Source organism: Arthrobacter sp. Y3225116 (assembly GCF_059091245.1).
The window spans coordinates 1-15,735 of record NZ_JBNHGL010000021.1; the positions used below are offsets into that span (position 1 = coordinate 1).

Below are 15,735 nucleotides of genomic sequence, written 5' to 3' on the forward strand. Positions count from 1 at the left end.
GCCCACCCGTTGGCTCGGCAGGCCTTCGCTGGCCCGCCGCTTGCGCCGGCGCAGCTTCAGCCAGGCGATCAGCAACAGCGGCAGCAGCAACACCGCCAGCGGAAGGGCGGCCAGGCCCACGGCCGCGAAGAGCCAGCCCCACAGTTCCCAGAACGACTTCTCCTGCTGCTCGGCGTCCTGCGGCTCCGGGGCGGTGTCCGGCGGCAGTTCGGCCGGTTCCTGCGGCGGAGGGGGCGGCTGCAGGACCTGCGGCTTGGGCGTCGACTTCGGCTCCTGCTGCGGCGGCGTCGGCTCGTTGTCCTCGTCCGGCGTCGGATCGAAGGCGACCCAGCCGGCATGCTCAAACGCCACCTCCACCCAGGCGTGCACGTCTTCGCCCTTGATCTGAACTGCTCCCCCGGCGGTCCGGCCTTCCTTCGGATCCGGGTAGAAGCCCATCACCACGCGGGCCGGGATGCCCAGGTGCCGGGCCATCAACGCCATGGCGACGGCGTACTGCTCGTCGTCGCCAATCATCTGGTCGGCATCCAGCAACTGGATCATCCGCCCCGCATGGTGGCCGGAGAGGCTGCGGGCTTCGTCTTCCTTGCCGTTGCTGAAGAAGCCGTTCTCGTGCAGGTTCCGTTCCAGTTGGCGCACCTGTTCGATCGGCACCGTCGCTTCGCCGACAAATTCGTTCGCCTTGGCCGCGACGATGTCCGGCACCCTGGCCGGTTTCGGCAGCCGGACGGAGGCGAAGTCATACTGTGCCAGCTGGGCGTCCTCCAGTCGGCCGGGGAACGTGGTCTCCACCGAGTAGCTGTCTCCGGCCAGCAGGTACCGGGTGGTCAACGCCGTCTTGGAGTCGTCGTTGTAGAACAGCGAGCCGCCCAGCTCGCTCGCCCGCTCCCCCTCGAACGCCATCCCGTCGATGTGCCCGCCGGCGGGAAGCCAGACGCCGCTGTAGTCCCCGATCCGGATGTCGAGCCGCCCGGTGCCGCCGGACGCCGGGCCGAGCGAACCGGCGTCGCCGACGGGTTTGAAATTGCCCCCGCTTTCGGGGTTGACGTTGTAGACCGTGCCGTCGAAGGTATCCAGCGCCGCCAACCGCACCCGCTGGCCCTCGGGCAGCCCCGCGACGGTGAAGAGCGACTCCTCGGCCCGGTCCTTCACGTAGCTCCGGAAATCCATCAGCGGGCTCGGATAGTCGTAGAGATTGACCGGGGGAACGACGACGTCGCGCAGCACCTCGCGATCGCCCCGCGCCGTGAGTGCCGGGCCGGCCAGCGCCGTGAGCGCCACCGCCGACGCCAGCATTCCCGCGCCCAGGCCGAGCCGTCGCCGCAGCCCTGCCCGGTGTGCGGCGGGATCGGCCGGCGTTGCGGTGGCCACACCGGCAGCGGCATCCCCCCGGGCCAGGTGGCGGTGCCACGCCAGCCAGGCTGCGGCCACGGCGACCAGCAGGACGCCCCGCAGCACCGGCAGCACCGGGACATCGGTGCCGAACGCGATGCCCAGCAGGAAGAACCCCAGTACCGGCAGCAACGGCCAGTACGGCCCGCGGAGGCGCCACGCCAACGTGCCGGCCAGCAGGGCGGCGGCCAGGGCGCCCAGGAACGGCACCACCAGCATCCCGCCCGAGATCCCGACCGGCGGGGCGACGGTGAGGATGTCCTTCCACGCGAAAACGAAGCCGGTCAGCACGGTCCGCAGCGAGTCCAGCGACGGCAGGACGCCGCCGATGGCTTCGCCGGGCGCGGCGAAGGTGCTGCCGAGCAGCAGGTAGGCTGCCAGTCCCGCGGTGGCCGTGGACAACAGGCCCATCCGGTAACGGGCGCCGACCAGCGAGAGCAGGAGGCCGACGGCGATGCCGCCGAAACCCGCGGTCAGGTAGCGGCCGTTTCCGCCGAAAACATGATGGAATCCGGCCAGCCCCAGTCCCAGCAGCACCACCAGGACAGCCGCGTCGATCGCCACCTGTCCCGCGGGCCGCGGCAGCCGGGCCGACATTCCCCCGCCGACCGGCAGGCGCCGCTTCCGCGAGGCGGCAGGGCCGGCGTCGTGCTGTGCTGCGGCGGCACGGCGGCGCACCCGGCCGGGCTGCTGCTCCGGAATCGGAGCGTTAACGTTGCCGCTCATGCGGCGGCCTTCCGCAACACGAGGGCCAGGTCGTCCAGGCTGGACAGGGACAGCACGGACAGGTCGCCGATGGTCGCCCGGGCGACGTGGAGGCCGCCGCCGCAGCGGATGGCGAACGCACGGATGCCGGCCGGCACGGCCGACGATGCCTGGCGCAGCTGCGTGGCGGACACGTGATCACCGACGACCAGGAACATGACGGACGCATTCGGAACCGCGTCGGCGGTACTGCGGGCCAGTTCCACCGCGGTGGAGCGCTGCGGCTTGCCCTCGATCCGGGTCATTTCATCCAGCAGGATGCGGCCGGTTTCGCTGCGCAGCGGGCCCCGCTGGGTCAGGACGCTCAGGTTGCGCTCCTCGCGGATGGCCTGCAGGCCGATCGAGGCGCCGACGGAAACCGCCAGCTCGAAGTCCTCCTCCGAGCCGTATTCCTCGGTGTTCGTGGAGACCGCGACGGCGAGATGCGCGCGCCGGGTTTCCTCGAACTGGCGCACCATCAGTGAGTTGGTGCGCGCGGTGGTCTTCCAGTGGATGTAGCGGCGGTCGTCGCCGGGGACGTAATCGCGCAGCGCGTGGAAGGAGACGTCGGCGCTGGCCAGTTCCTTGGTGGGCAGGCCCTCGAGGTCGCGGATGAAGCCGGCGGCCGAGCTGCCCAGCGCCGTGGTGCGCGGATGGACGAACAGGTCGGTCGGTTCCGTCCACATCATCTGGCGGCGGAGCAGGCCCAGCGGATCCTGGCGCACCGAACGGACCGGGCCCACCACGATGACGGAGCGGCGCTGCGTCGGGATGGTGAACAGGTCCTCGTGCACTTGGCCGGCCTTCATGCGCGGCAGCTGGAACACCGCGGTGGCCGCTCCGACCGGCAGCTCCAGCGCGGCCGGCAGCAGGGGTTTGTCCGCGGTGTTCGTCACCGCTATGCTCCCCACGGCCTGGTCGCCGACCGCGACCCGGGTGCGCGCCAGGTCCAGTTCCACGCCATACGAGGAACGGCCCAACACAAAACCTATCGCCAGCAACAGCAGGAACAGTCCCGTCAGTGCCGCGATCTTGGCTTCCTGCCAGCCGAAGGCCATCCCGGGCACCAGCAACAGGACCGTGCCGCCGGCCACCACCCAGCCCAGCGGGCTCACCGTTTCCAGCACTGGCCGCAGGTAGCGCTCCGCGGCGCCCCGGACCCGCTGCCAGCCCGGCCGCACGTACTGCCCTGCCAGCGAACCGGCCAGGGCGGCCAGCGAGGCCGGATGCAGTTTGCTGCCTTCGTCCGGAGCCACCCGTCGGACGGTTTCGCCGAGGCCGGCGAACCGCTTCGTCTGCTCGGTGGCCCGCTTCGTCGTCGTCTCGGTCATGCCGCCGCTTCCGGCCGGAAGTCTTCCGTCGGCACGGCCCTAGACCGTCACCCGCTGCTGGGGCGCCGGCACGTCGGCCAGCACGCGCGCCATCACGGCCTCGGGGGTGGCACCGGCAAACTTCGCCTCGGGGTCCATCACGAACCGGTGGTTCCAGACCACCGGAGCCAGTTCCTTGATGTCGTCCGGCAGCACGAAGTTCCGACCCTGGGAGGCGGCCCAGACCTTCGCCGCCCTGACCATGGCCAAGGCGCCGCGGACGCTCACGCCGAGGCGCGACTCGGCCGCGTTGCGGGTTTCCTCGCACAAGGCGGAGACGTATTCCAGTACCGACAGGTCCACGTGGGTGGTGGCCCCGAGATCCGCCATGTCCCGCACGGCCTGCGGGGTGATGATCGGCGTCAGGGCCGCCGACCGGTCGCGGGTGCCGGCTCCGGCCAGCAGTTCCACCGTGGACGCGCGGTCCGGGTAGCCGATCGACGTCTTGATCAGGAAGCGGTCCAGCTGGGCTTCCGGGAGGCGGTACGTACCGGCCTGCTCGATCGGGTTCTGCGTGGCGATCACCATGAAGGGGCGCCCGGCGTCATAGGTCACGCCGTCGACCGTCACCCGGCCTTCTTCCATGACTTCCAGCAGCGCCGACTGCGTCTTCGGCGAGGCGCGGTTGATCTCGTCCGCCAGCACCACGGTGGCGAAGATCGGGCCCTTGTGGAACTCGAACTTCTGCGTCTTCTGGTCGTAGATCGTGATGCCGGTGACGTCCGACGGCAGCAGGTCCGGCGTGAACTGGATGCGCGAGTTCGAGCCCTGCACGGTGGCGGCCAGCGACCGGGCCAACATCGTCTTGCCGGTCCCCGGGGCGTCCTCCAGCAGTACGTGGCCCTCGGCCAGCATCGCGGTGAGCACCAACCGCACCACCTGGTTTTTGCCAAGCACGGCTTGGCCAACATTGGCGGCCAGCTTCCCGAACGTCTCGGCGAACCACTCGGCCTGCTCGGAAGTCATCGTCATGCTGTTCCCGGTCTCTCTTCGTGTTGCATCGGTTTTAAAACCTTTGGTTACTTTACGGAGGGGCGGACTGCTCTAGCCTGCCCACATCACGTTGGCGAAGGGGTTAGCCGCACGGTGGCATACCGTCTGGCTGGGTCGAGCCCAGCGCTCGGCCTCCCCACTGGACGTGAATACCCTTGACCACCAGACCGTTGTTATGGGCCCGAGACGGCGTCGCATAGACCTGCTGGTACCACTTGGTCTTGTCGCTCGCGATTATGTAGCACTTGGCCGTGACCACAGTGCGGTCCATGTCCTTCTTTTCCCCGTGAGTGTTGGCCCAGTGTTCGCCATTGCAGCTCCCACCGTTGAAGTTCCTGCTCGTCAAGGAGAGGTTCTCCATGCAACTGCGATAGCCGTTGTCCAGCGAAGTCACCGACCCCCCGACCATAAGGTCCCATGTTTTCGGTGCCGGCTTATTACCGCTGGTTGCCGATGCCGCGGCGATATCTCCCGCTTGGCTACGGGAGTTAACCGAACGAACTTCAAACGTCACGTTCTCGCTGTATCCTTCGGTGTTCACGGTCCTGGTGCCGGACAGGCTTTCATCCTGCCATTTACCCTGCCCGTTGATGCGAACCTGAATTTGGGATACGTCGTGGTTGTTCAGGGCCGGGGGGCTCCAACTGAAGGTGACGCTTTTTTGTTCGGGCGCGCCGTTTTGTCCCCAGACACTCGGCTTCCCTGGCGTCCCATACGGAGTCGCGTTGTTGGATGCCGCGCTGGGTGCACTGGAGTAGCTCGCGCCGTCGCTGTTGGCAACGGACGTGATGCGCACGTTCACGGCCTTGCCGTTTGTGAAGCCGCCCACCTTCTGGCCGTTCGTGATGGCCATGGTCCGGCCATCACTGAAATGGGCCCGGTAACTGACTTCGCCGGCCTGGGCTCCGTTGCGCTGCGCGGCGGTCAGTTCGTTGAAGGACACCGTCACCGCGCGTCCGGCACCGCCGGTCTCGGCTTCGCTCAGCGAGGCGCCGGTCGGGGCAGCGGGTGCGCCGACCGCCCGCCGCGCGTTGGACTGCGGGCTGGCCTCGCCCGACCCGGCCTTGTTCCGGGCCGTGACGGTGTAGGTGTAGGCGGTCTCCGAGTTCGGTGCGGTCACGGTCTGGGACGTCGCGCTCACCGCCGGGAAGGTCCGGGTCAGCCCTCCGCCCTGGTATTCGCGCACGGTGTAGTCGAGAATCTCGCCGCCGTTGTTGGCCGGCGCGGCCCAGCTCACCTTCAGCTGGCTCTGGTCGCCCACGGATTTCACCCGTTCGGTGGCAGGAGTGGTGGGAGCAGCGGGCGGACCGGCCGGCACCTCCGCGGCGGAGTAGGCGCTGAAGTCGCTCGGTTCCGGGGCGCGGTTGTGCGCCTGCACCCGGACCTCGTAAGCCTGGCCGTTCTCCAGCCCCTCCCACCTGTAGCTGGTGCCGGAAAGGCCGTTTTTCTGCAACTGGCCGCTCGGCGGCGCCGGCGAAATCTCCAGGGTGTAGCTCTCGATGGCGGAGCCTTCGTTGGCCGGGGCGGTCCAGCTCACGTCCAGTGACTTGTCGCCGAACTTCAGCTGCGGAGCGGCCGGGGTCGCCGGACGGACGTCCGGCCGCGCCACCGCCGACTCCGCGGACGGGTCGGACGTGCCCACGCTGTTCTCCGCCGTCACCGTAAAGGTGTATTCGACGTCGTTCTGCAGGCCGGTCAGGGTGCAGGTAGTGGTCGCGCACTGCTGGCTGAAGCCCCCGCCGACCGCGTTCACCGTGTACCCGGTGATCGGCGCGCCGTTGTCGCCGGGCGCCGTCCAGGACAGCACCACGGTCTGGTTGCGGACCGAGTCAACCAGCGGCGTGCCGGGCGTCTCCGGCCGGCCCTTGACGACGAGCGAGACGTTCGCCGTCGCCTGCCGGCTTCCCTCGCGGGTCTTGTCCTCCACCGTGTATGCGACGGTCATGGTGCCGGAAAAGTCTGCGCCGGGCGTCACGATGATCCGCTCCCCGTCGATCTCCGCGGTGCCCCCGTTGCCGGCGACGGCGCTGACGATCCTCAGCGGGGTTTCCGGGAACGGGTTAACGTCGTTGGCGAGCACGTCTACCGGCAGCGCTTCGCCCTGCACGGCGTCCGGCACCTCGTCGTCGTTGGCGACCGGCAGCGGGCGGGTGGAGGCGGTCGCCCGCACACTCACCCGGCTGGTCACCTTATCGGAGCGTCCGTCGGTGACGGAGAAGTTGACCACGCCGGTCGCGCCGGTCTGGAGCGCGGCATCGGCCGCCACGCGCAGCACGCTGCCCTCCAGGCTGACGTCGAATCCTTCCGGCGTCCCGCCTTCGACGGCGAACTGCAGCTTCTCCAGGTCCTCCGGGTTCGGGTCGGTGGCCAGCGGGCGCAGGTCGTAGCTGACGGCGTCTTCGCCCTTGGCCACGTCGAGCGTTCCTGTAGTCAGTTCGGGCGGGAAGTTCCGGTCGGCGGCCGGGATCACCTTCGTCATGATGGTGAGCGTGGACTTGAGCCCCTCGGGGTCGTCGGGGCCCGATCCGTCGGTCACCTCGAACGTGATGGAGCCGCGGCCGGCGTAGTCGAGGTCCGCCTTGTAGCTCAGCGTGCTCGCGTCGGCCATCCACTGATTGTCGCTGGTGCCGATCGCGCGGATGCGCTCGGCCACCGTGATCCGCGGGGTGCGGCCGGGCCGTACTTCCACCAGTTCCGTTAGGTCCAGCTGCAGTTCATCGCCGGCCGTCACGTCCAGCGGGGTGTTGTCCCGCAGCACCGGATACTGCTCGCCCAGCGGCGGTACCCAAATGACCGCGGTGGCCTGCAGCCCGTCCACGTCCCGGACGGTGTAGGGAATCAGCTGGACCGCGTCGGTCAGCTCCACGTTGACCTGGCCGTCGGCGACCGCCCGGGCGGTCGGATAGTCGCCGTCGACCAGGACGTCCAGCTCCTTGGCCACGCCGTCCGGGTCCTCGTCGTTCTCCAGCACCGGCACGTCGACGGCGGTGCGCCCCTTAATGTCGGCCGATTCCACACGATCGTCACGGGCCAGCGGCGCCTGCAGCGGGGCGTCCCCGCTCACCTGGACCGTCACGGTCCCGACGGCGGAGCCGCCGCGGCCGTCGCCCACGGTATACCGGGCGTTGACCGTGCCTTCCTCGGCCGGGGTTGTCAGATAGACGCGGCCGTCTTCGGCCTTGGCCGCAATCGACTCGGGCGTGCCGACGATCTTATTGGGGTCCAGCTGGAGCGGGTCGCCGTCCGGATCCGAGTCGTTCTTAAGCACATCGACCGCCACCGTCCGGCCCGGCCGAATCTCGATCCCGTCGTCGAGTGCCACCGGGTTCTGGTTGCCCTCCGGCGCCGGGGCAATGCCCACCAGGACCGTGGCCGTGTTGACGGCGCCCAGCCGGTCCCTGACCTTGTAGGTGAAGGTGTCGGTTCCCGCGCCCTGCGCCGATGCCGTGTAGTCGATGTAGTTGGGCCCGGCGACGGCCGCGCCCTGGGCGGGAGCCTTGTCGATGCCCGTCAGGTAGACCGAGTCGCCGTCGGGATCGATCCCGTTCAGCGGGATGGGGATCCGCACCGTGGACCCCGCGATGGCCCGGGCCTCCTGGTTCTTGGGCGCGGGCTGGGAGTTGGACTCGTCGTCGCGCGGGAGGATGTTGATCCTCAGCTGGGCCGAATCCCTCTGTCCCGTGGGGTCACTCACCTCGTAGACCGCGTAGACCGTTTTCGCCTGCTGCCCGGCGATGAAGCGCACGGTGTTCTCGGCCGTGAAGATGCGGCCGTCGGCAGGGTCCGGCGTCTCGGCGAGCTCGTCCACCAGCTCCAGCGTGTCGCCGTTCGGATCGGTGTCGTTCGCCAGCACCTCCACGGTCACGACGTCGCCGGCCCGCACGGTGGCCGTGTCGGCCTCGGCCTGCGGCGGCAGCAGCTTGTCCTGGCCGGCCACGGAGATCACGCTGACCTCGCCCGTGGCAGAGGCGAAGCCGTTCGACACGGTGTACCGGATGGTTGTCTGCTGGTGCAGGCCCTTCACGTCGGAAAGGCGCAGGATGTTGTGGTCCAGCACCTCGACGGCGACGGGCGCACCGTCGGCGTCCACCGAGGTAACGACCAGGACCCCGCCGGCGGGATCGGTGTCATTGGCCAGCACATCCACCAGCACCTGCCCGTTCTCCGGCAGCAGCGCAACGTCCCGCACGGCCACCGGCGCGCCGCCGCCGTCGTCCTCGGTGGCATCGATGCGGATCAGGCCGGTGGTGCTGGAGGGCCCGTTGGTGACGAGGTAGGTGAAGTAGTGGGCGCCGGCGGCATCGGCCGTGAACTTGACCGTGCCGGCGTCGTAGTCGGGCACGATCGAGGTGTTCGCCGCGGAACCGGTCTTGGCCAGCCGGAGTTCCCCGCCGTTGGGATCCTGGTCGTTTTTCAGCGGCGCGATCTGGATTTCCTGGCCCACGGTTGCGGAAAAGTGGTCGGCGTTGGCCAAGGGCGGCAGCGCGCCGGGCGGGCGGACGTCGAACACCACCACGCCCTCGGTGGTTTCGGAACCATCGGACACCCGCACCGTGACGTCCTTCTTGCCGAACGTCTTCCCGACGTCCTGGAAGGTCAGCAGCCCGTCGGGCCGGGTGCGCACGAGGTCTCCGTCGGCGGTGTTGTCGGCGCCGACCAGGAACAGGTCGTCCCCGTCCGGGTCGATCCAGTCACTGAGGATGTTCTGGCTGATCTCGCGGCCCTGTTCCACCAGGATGGTGGTCTTCCGCTTCGCCTCCGGCGCCAGGTTGCTGCCCTCGGCACGCACGTCAATCGCTACCCGCGCCGTGTCCGTGCCGCCGCGGCCGTCGTCCACCTCGTAATTGAAGGTGTGCCGGCCGGGTGCCGCGTCCCCGTTGACCACGATCTGCAGTCCGGTGCTGTCGTAGATGCCCTGCACCTGGCCGACGACCGGGCCGTCGCCAATCACGCGGGCAGTGAGCACATCGCCGTCGGGGTCGGAGTCATTGTCCAGGATGGTCAGCGTGGTGGTGCGGCCGGCACGGACGCCGAAGGTGTCGTCCTGGGCGACCGGCGGCTGGTTTTCCTCGGTGCGGTCGGGCAGCGTGTTGACCGGGTTCTCGTCCGCCGAGTCCTCTTCGTCCTCTTCGTTCTCCTGCTCCGGCGGGATCAGGTCGCTCCAGTTGTCCACCAGCTGCATGTTTTCGAGCACCAGCCAGACGTTTCCGGCGTTCACGTCGTTGAGGACTACGATGTCCCGGTTCACCCGGAAGACCAGCGACGCGTTCGAACCGATCCCGAGGATCGGCTGCGCGAGATCATCGGCGTCGTCGCCGCAGTCCCGCAGGTAGTGGTTGACGCCGGCCCAGGCCGCGTGCAGGCATCCGGCGAGCTGGACCGGTGCGGCCGGTGTTCCGGTGCCTTCCAGCGGCACGGTGGCTGCGTCGGATCCATTCAGCGGCTGCTTGATCAGGGCCGATTCGGTTGCCACCGCCACGAACGGGCTCTCGTCCCCGCTGAGCTGCAGCGCGCCGCCCCGGGCGTCCGGCACGGTGACCTCGCGGCCGCCGGGGAGAACCAGCAGGCCCGACTCGGCGTCGAAGACCACCGCTTCTTCCCCCACGGCGGCTATCTGCAGATCCCCGGCCGTGGCCAGCGATTCCACCCGGTGCCCGCCGGTGCGTTCGGGCACGCCTTCGTCGTTGACTTCGAAGCGGGTTACCTCGCCGGCAGCCGGATCGGCCACGAAGATGGTGTCCTGCCTCGATACCGTGGCCACGCTGCCCTTGGCATCGGTGAGCAGCGGCTCGGCCGTTTCCTCATTGAACGCCCCCAACTCGTCGGCCGGGCTGATCCAGACCTGGCCCTTGGCCGTGTCGGTGATGGACAGCAGCGTGTTGCCGAACGCCACCTCGGCGGTGCCGGGCAACTGCTGTTCGGATCCGCGCTCCATCTGCGCCACGTCCACCGGGCTGAGCATCGACTGGTCCTGGTTCTCCATGAACACCGTGCCGGCGTTCTGCAGGACGTCGAAGCCGTCGCTGTTGGCCCGGAAGCCGCCGTCGAGCACCTGGGACTGGTAGTTGAGGTGGCCAACCATCCCCTGGCTGTTGTTGGTGACCCACACCCCGCCGTCGTTCAATTCCACGTCGGCGGTGGGGAACCCCTGGTAGTAGATGGCCCCGCCGACCACCAGCGCCGTCGCCACAGAGAAGGTAGTCGTCGATGCCAGCGTCTTGCGCCGCCGCGTCCGCCCGAACATTCTTCCCCGCAATGCCCTGATTCCTTTGTGATCCCGCGCCGATTCCCCGTCGGCGCCCCGGGGAATTCCGGAAGGACACGCCGATAAGGCACCCAAAGACGGCCCTTGGTGCGCCAAGGGCCCTTACCGACTATTGCACGTATAACCACCGAGCGTAAACCCGGGGCATGGGGAGGACTCGCCTGCCGGCCCTAACCCCGGGAACGACGACGGCGGTGCCCGGCCCGGGCGCCGACGGCCCCGGTGCGGTACCGTCCGGCGGGCCCGGACCTAGTCGACGACCAGCCCCTGGCCGGTGCCGTGGGCAACGGTGACCGGGTTGACCTCGCCAAATCCACGGACGGTGCGCACCTTCTGCGGGATCAACACGAATCTCTCATCCCCGGCGAGCGTGGACGCGGTGGACGCATCGACCAGGACGGTGCCGGGCTCCGCGAGCGTGGTCAAACGGGCGGCGAGGTTCACGGTGGGGCCGTAGATGTCGCCGAGCCGGGAAAGGACCCTGCCCCACACCATGGCCACCCGCGCCGACGGCAGCAGGTCGTCGTCGCCGATGGCCTTCGCCAGCGCCAGCGAAATCTCGGCCCCGGCCTGCGGGGAAGGCGCGATGTAGAGGACTTCGTCGCCGATCGTCTTCACCAAGCGCCCGCCGCCCACGGAGATGATCTCGGCACAGCGGTTTTCGAAGCGCTGGACCAGCTGGGCGAGGGTCTTCTCGTTCATCTGGCGGGACAGGCTCGTGTAGGACACCAGGTCCGCGAAACCCACCGCCCGCAGCAGGGGCAGCGAATCGGCGTCGCCACCTGCCCCGGCGCCGGCACCGAGGGAGGCCTCGGCCCGCACGGTCAGGCGGGCAACCCCGGCGTTGAGCTGTCGCCGGTAGGAGTAGAGCAGCAGCTTTTCCAGGGAGTCGATCAGGTTCGGCAGCTCATGGACCAGCCGCTGGCGGGCCTGGGCATCAGTGAGCCCCCGCTGGTGCACCATCTCCTCCACCAGCGCTTCCACCTGCCAGACCACCATCCGGTCCGTCATCTGGCCGACCGACCGGGTGATCGAGATGGCCGCTTCTTCGGTCAGCCGCTCCTCGCGGACCAGGTCGATGATGGTGGTCAAAGCCTCCAGGTCGGCCTGGGTGAAGGCGAGGTCCTCGTCCCCGAGGTTGGCGAACCCCAGGGCACGCCAGATTTTACGGGCCGACAGCAGCGACACTCCTGCACCGGCAGCCACTTCACGGCGCTTCATGGTCCGTTCGGAACCCAGCAGCCGGATCTCGAGATCCTTGATGGCCTGCCGGTCCACCTTTCCGTTGGACTCGGCGACCGGCGCGGGGGTGGGCAGCGGCACCCGGGGCATGGACAAGGTCAGCGGCTCGGGCTCTCCCGCCGGGTGGCCGCCGGGGGCCTGATGCCCGTCCGGTGCCGACCCGGGCTCCCCCGCCGGGTGGCCGCCGGTGGCCTGATGCCCGTCCGGTGCCGGCTCGGGCTCCAGCACAGGTTCCGGGTCCTCCGGGCGGGTTTCCTCCAGCCCTTCGTCCGGTTCGTCCGCGGGCGGCGGCGGCACTTCTCGGCGCAGCAGCTGGGGCAGCTCGGGATCACGCGGAACCGGTGGCCGGCGCGGTTCATCCTGCCCGCTGCTGATGTCCATCCTGTGCTTTCCTCCCTGTCAGCTGTCCCAGCTGTTCCACTCTGTTTCCGTTTCCATGTCTACACCATCAAACATGGCGGTGCGTGGCAGCTCCTCAATGGCCTCCACCACCAACGATCTGAACCGGTGGACCTCCGGTACGTCAACCAGCGTGCTGGTCCGCCCGTGCCCCAGATCGACCGTGAGATTGCCGCTGCGCAGGGTGCGCTGGATGATGGACTGCTCGCTGCGGATTTCGGCGATGGCCACCAGCAGCAGCTGGCGTTCATGCCGCCGCCCGACGCCCTGGCGGATGATGAGCCGCCGGCTGGTCAGCACATACCGCGTACTCATCCAGCGCAGCAGCGGCAAGAGGAACAGTCGCGACAGCAGCGCCGCCACCATCACGGCCAGTCCGGCGAGCAGCAAGGGGCGCGACTCGACCACCCAGTCCGGCGGGCCGGGACGGCTCAGGTTACCCAGCAGGTAGGAGCCGGCCCCCAGCACCAGCAGCGCCGCCGCCACCGGCCAGGAAAGCTTCCGTGCCTGCGGCCGGGTCGCCACGATCACGCGCTCCCCCGGATCCAGTTTCAGCCGCAACGCGGCTCCCGGGTCCGGCAGGGCGTCCGGCGCAACTCAGGGACCTTCGTGCGGCCGGAGGTGCACCACATCGCCGGCCGTCACGACGTGCTCCGTGCCTTCCGCGTCGCGGATTTTCACGGCGCCGTAAGCGTCCAGGCCGAAGGCCTCGCCGATGATGTGTTTCCCGTCCGGAAGCTCGGCACGCACCTGCTGCCCCAGGGTGACCATGACGTCGCGCATCCGGCCGATCAGGCTGGAACCGTCGTCCCATTCGGCCGCCGGGTCGCCGCTGACATCGCAGAACTGCCGGTAGCGCTGTGAGAAGACCCGCAGATAGGACATCAGCAGGATGTTCCGGTCGGTCGTCCGGCCCTTCTCCAGCGCGACGCTGGTGGCGGTGGGAACGGGCAGCTCATCCCTGGAGAGGGTCACGTTGAGGCCGGTGCCGAGGACGACGGCGGGGGGCGAGCCGTCGGGGTAGCTCACGATTTGGGCCAGGATGCCGGCGATCTTCCGTCCGGAGACCAGGACATCGTTGGGCCATTTGACCTCGGCCTTCAGCTGCGCGTACTCGCCGAGCGCCTCCGCCAGCGAGGCGGCCGCCAGCAGTGAGAACCAGGCGTAGCTTTGGGTCGGCACGGGCCGGCCGGCGTGATTGAAGGGGCGCAGCAGGATGCTCACGATCACCGACGAGCGGGCCGGGGCGCTCCATTGCCGGTCCAGTCGGCCGCGGCCTGCGGTCTGCATCTCGGCGGCCAGGACGCTCAGGTCCGACCAGCCCACCTTGTCCGCGACCGCCTTGGCCGCCAGGTCGCTGTTGGTGGACCCGGTGGATTCCACGAGTTCGAGCCTCCGGAACGGGCCCAGGGGTGCGCAGAGAGCGTCGCTGAGGCCGTCGAAGTCCAGGGCCGGTCGGTCAACGTCGGAAAAACTCGGGCTCATGTGTCCCATCCTACTGACCGCCGGCGGCCCCGGGGCTGCCGGCGGGCCGCGATCCGCGGGGTTCCCCGGGCAAAAGCAGTTGCGGCGAAATTGTAGGGTTCCTACAGCAGGCGTGGCGCCGATGCTCACTAGACTTGGTTCAGCGGCGCGCCTGTGCCCTGCTGTTTTGTGCGAAACCTACTTAAGCAGCCTGCAGAGCGCCGGCATCCGACACCCTCGGCAGAATCCGGAGAATTCATGAGCCTCGATCAAGACCTTGATCTGCAGACCACTGCAGGCAAGATTGCGGACTTCCGCCGCCGCCAGGCGCAGTCCCTGCAGCCCTCCGGTGCCGAGGCGATCGAGAAGCAGCATGCCCGCGGCAAGAACACCGCGCGGGAACGGATCGAAATGCTGGTGGACGAAGGTTCCTTCGTCGAGTTCGATGCCTTCGCCACGCACCGGTCGACCGCCTTCGGCATGGAGAAAAAGAAGCCGCTCGGCGACGGTGTCGTCTCCGGTTACGGCACCGTCGATGGGCGGCTGGTGGCGCTGTACAGCCAGGACTTTTCCGTCTACGGCGGCTCGCTCTCCCAGGTCAACGGCGAGAAGATCGTGAAGGTGCAGGAATTCGCCCTGCGCAACGGATGCCCCGTCATCGGGATTAACGACGGCGGCGGCGCCCGGATTCAGGAGGGCGTGGCGTCGCTGGCGATGTTCGCTGACATCTTCCGCAACAACGTCGCCGCCTCCGGCGTGGTGCCGCAGATCTCGCTGATCATGGGCCCGTGCGCCGGCGGGGCCGCCTACTCCCCCGCGCTGACGGACTTCGTGGTGATGGTCGACAAGACCAGCCACATGTTCATCACCGGACCGGACGTCATCAAGACGGTCACCGGCGAAGAAGTGGACATGGAGACGCTGGGCGGCGCGCGCCAGCACAACGCCACGACGGGCACCGCCACGTACCTGGCCGCCGATGAAGCGGACGCTGTCGAATTTGTCCGCGAACTGCTTGAGTTCCTTCCCTCGAACAACCTGGCCGAGGCTCCGCCGCTGGACTTCGACGAGGAACTCGACCTCACCGCCGACGACCTGACCCTGGACGAACTGATTCCGGATTCGGCCAACCAGCCGTACGACATGCGCACCGTGATCGAGCACGTCGTCGATGACGGAAACTTCCTGGAGATGCAGTCGCTGTATGCCCCGAACGTGATCATCGGTTACGGCCGCGTCGAGGGCCACACCGTCGGCGTCGTCGCCAACCAGCCCATGCAGTTCGCCGGCACGCTGGACATCAACGCCTCCGAGAAGGCCGCCCGCTTCGTCCGTCACTGCGACGCTTTCAACATCCCCATCCTCACGCTGGTGGACGTGCCCGGCTTCCTGCCGGGCAAGGACCAGGAGTTCAACGGCATCATCCGCCGCGGGGCCAAACTGCTCTATGCGTACGCCGAGGCCACGGTGCCGAAGCTGACGGTCATCACCCGCAAGGCCTACGGGGGTGCCTACATCGTGATGGGCTCCAAGAAGCTCGGGGCCGACCTGAATCTCGCCTGGCCCACCGCCCAGATCGGTGTGATGGGCGCCCAGGGCGCGGTCAACATCCTCTACCGCCGCGACCTGGCGTCCGTGGCTGCCGAAGGCGGCGATGTCGAGGCCCGCCGGCAGGAGATCATTTCCCAGTACGAGGAAGAGCTGCTCAACCCGTACCAGGCTGCCGAACTCGGTTATCTCGACGCCGTGATCGCACCGTCCGACACCCGCCTCCAAGTGGTGCGCGGCCTGCGAGCGCTGCGCGACAAGCGGGCGACCATGCCGCACAAGAAGCACGGGAACATTCCGCTATGAGCCGGTGGTCAG

Annotated in this window: 8 protein-coding genes; 1 reads left to right on the top strand and 7 read right to left on the bottom strand. The window is 68.6% G+C overall.

Going from position 1 to position 15,735, the window contains the following annotated elements:
- From AC5RV2_RS04120 to AC5RV2_RS04150, 7 genes are all read right to left on the bottom strand, one after another.
- Positions 1-2,118: transglutaminase-like domain-containing protein (locus AC5RV2_RS04120; protein WP_494091298.1), on the bottom strand; the 2,118-nt coding region annotated here is incomplete at its 3' end.
- Positions 2,115-3,467 (bottom strand): DUF58 domain-containing protein, encoded by a 1,353-nt coding sequence (locus tag AC5RV2_RS04125; RefSeq protein WP_494091299.1) that lies wholly within the window; start codon positions 3,465-3,467, stop codon positions 2,115-2,117. The genes AC5RV2_RS04125 and AC5RV2_RS04120, both read right to left, overlap by 4 nt.
- Before the next feature lie 39 nt (positions 3,468-3,506).
- A complete protein-coding gene (locus AC5RV2_RS04130; protein ID WP_494091300.1) occupies positions 3,507-4,478 on the bottom strand; it encodes an AAA family ATPase in 972 nt (323 codons plus the stop codon).
- Positions 4,479-4,581: 103 nt separating this feature from the next.
- The gene (locus tag AC5RV2_RS04135) at positions 4,582-10,743 is read right to left on the bottom strand and encodes an Ig-like domain-containing protein (RefSeq protein WP_494091301.1); all 6,162 of its coding nucleotides are present in this window, start codon (positions 10,741-10,743) and stop codon (positions 4,582-4,584) included.
- A 270-nt stretch (positions 10,744-11,013) separates the two neighbouring features.
- Positions 11,014-12,096 carry an adenylate/guanylate cyclase domain-containing protein gene (locus tag AC5RV2_RS04140; protein WP_494068290.1) on the bottom strand — a complete coding sequence of 361 codons (1,083 nt, stop codon included), beginning with the start codon at positions 12,094-12,096 and terminating at the stop codon, positions 11,014-11,016.
- Positions 12,097-12,405: 309 nt separating this feature from the next.
- The gene (locus AC5RV2_RS04145; RefSeq protein WP_494091302.1) at positions 12,406-12,966 is read right to left on the bottom strand and encodes a PH domain-containing protein; all 561 of its coding nucleotides are present in this window, start codon (positions 12,964-12,966) and stop codon (positions 12,406-12,408) included.
- A gap of 36 nt (positions 12,967-13,002) precedes the next feature.
- Positions 13,003-13,890, bottom strand: coding sequence for a biotin--[acetyl-CoA-carboxylase] ligase (locus AC5RV2_RS04150; RefSeq protein ID WP_494091303.1), 888 nt, complete (start codon positions 13,888-13,890; stop codon positions 13,003-13,005).
- A 237-nt stretch (positions 13,891-14,127) separates the two neighbouring features.
- Between AC5RV2_RS04150 and AC5RV2_RS04155 the strand changes: the two genes are divergently transcribed.
- The gene (locus tag AC5RV2_RS04155; RefSeq protein ID WP_494091304.1) at positions 14,128-15,723 is read left to right on the top strand and encodes an acyl-CoA carboxylase subunit beta; all 1,596 of its coding nucleotides are present in this window, start codon (positions 14,128-14,130) and stop codon (positions 15,721-15,723) included.
- Positions 15,724-15,735 lie beyond the last annotated feature (12 nt).

What these genes read in the sequence shown, in the direction of transcription:
- AC5RV2_RS04125 (WP_494091299.1), bottom strand. Translation starts at nt 3,467, where the DNA reads ATGACCGAGACGACGACGAAGCGGGCCACCGAGCAGACGAAGCGGTTC.
- AC5RV2_RS04130 (WP_494091300.1), bottom strand. Translation starts at nt 4,478, where the DNA reads ATGACGATGACTTCCGAGCAGGCCGAGTGGTTCGCCGAGACGTTCGGG.
- AC5RV2_RS04135 (WP_494091301.1), bottom strand. Translation starts at nt 10,743, where the DNA reads ATGTTCGGGCGGACGCGGCGGCGCAAGACGCTGGCATCGACGACTACC.
- AC5RV2_RS04140 (WP_494068290.1), bottom strand. Translation starts at nt 12,096, where the DNA reads ATGCCCCGGGTGCCGCTGCCCACCCCCGCGCCGGTCGCCGAGTCCAAC.
- AC5RV2_RS04150 (WP_494091303.1), bottom strand. Translation starts at nt 13,890, where the DNA reads ATGAGCCCGAGTTTTTCCGACGTTGACCGACCGGCCCTGGACTTCGAC.
- AC5RV2_RS04155 (WP_494091304.1), top strand. Translation starts at nt 14,128, where the DNA reads ATGAGCCTCGATCAAGACCTTGATCTGCAGACCACTGCAGGCAAGATT.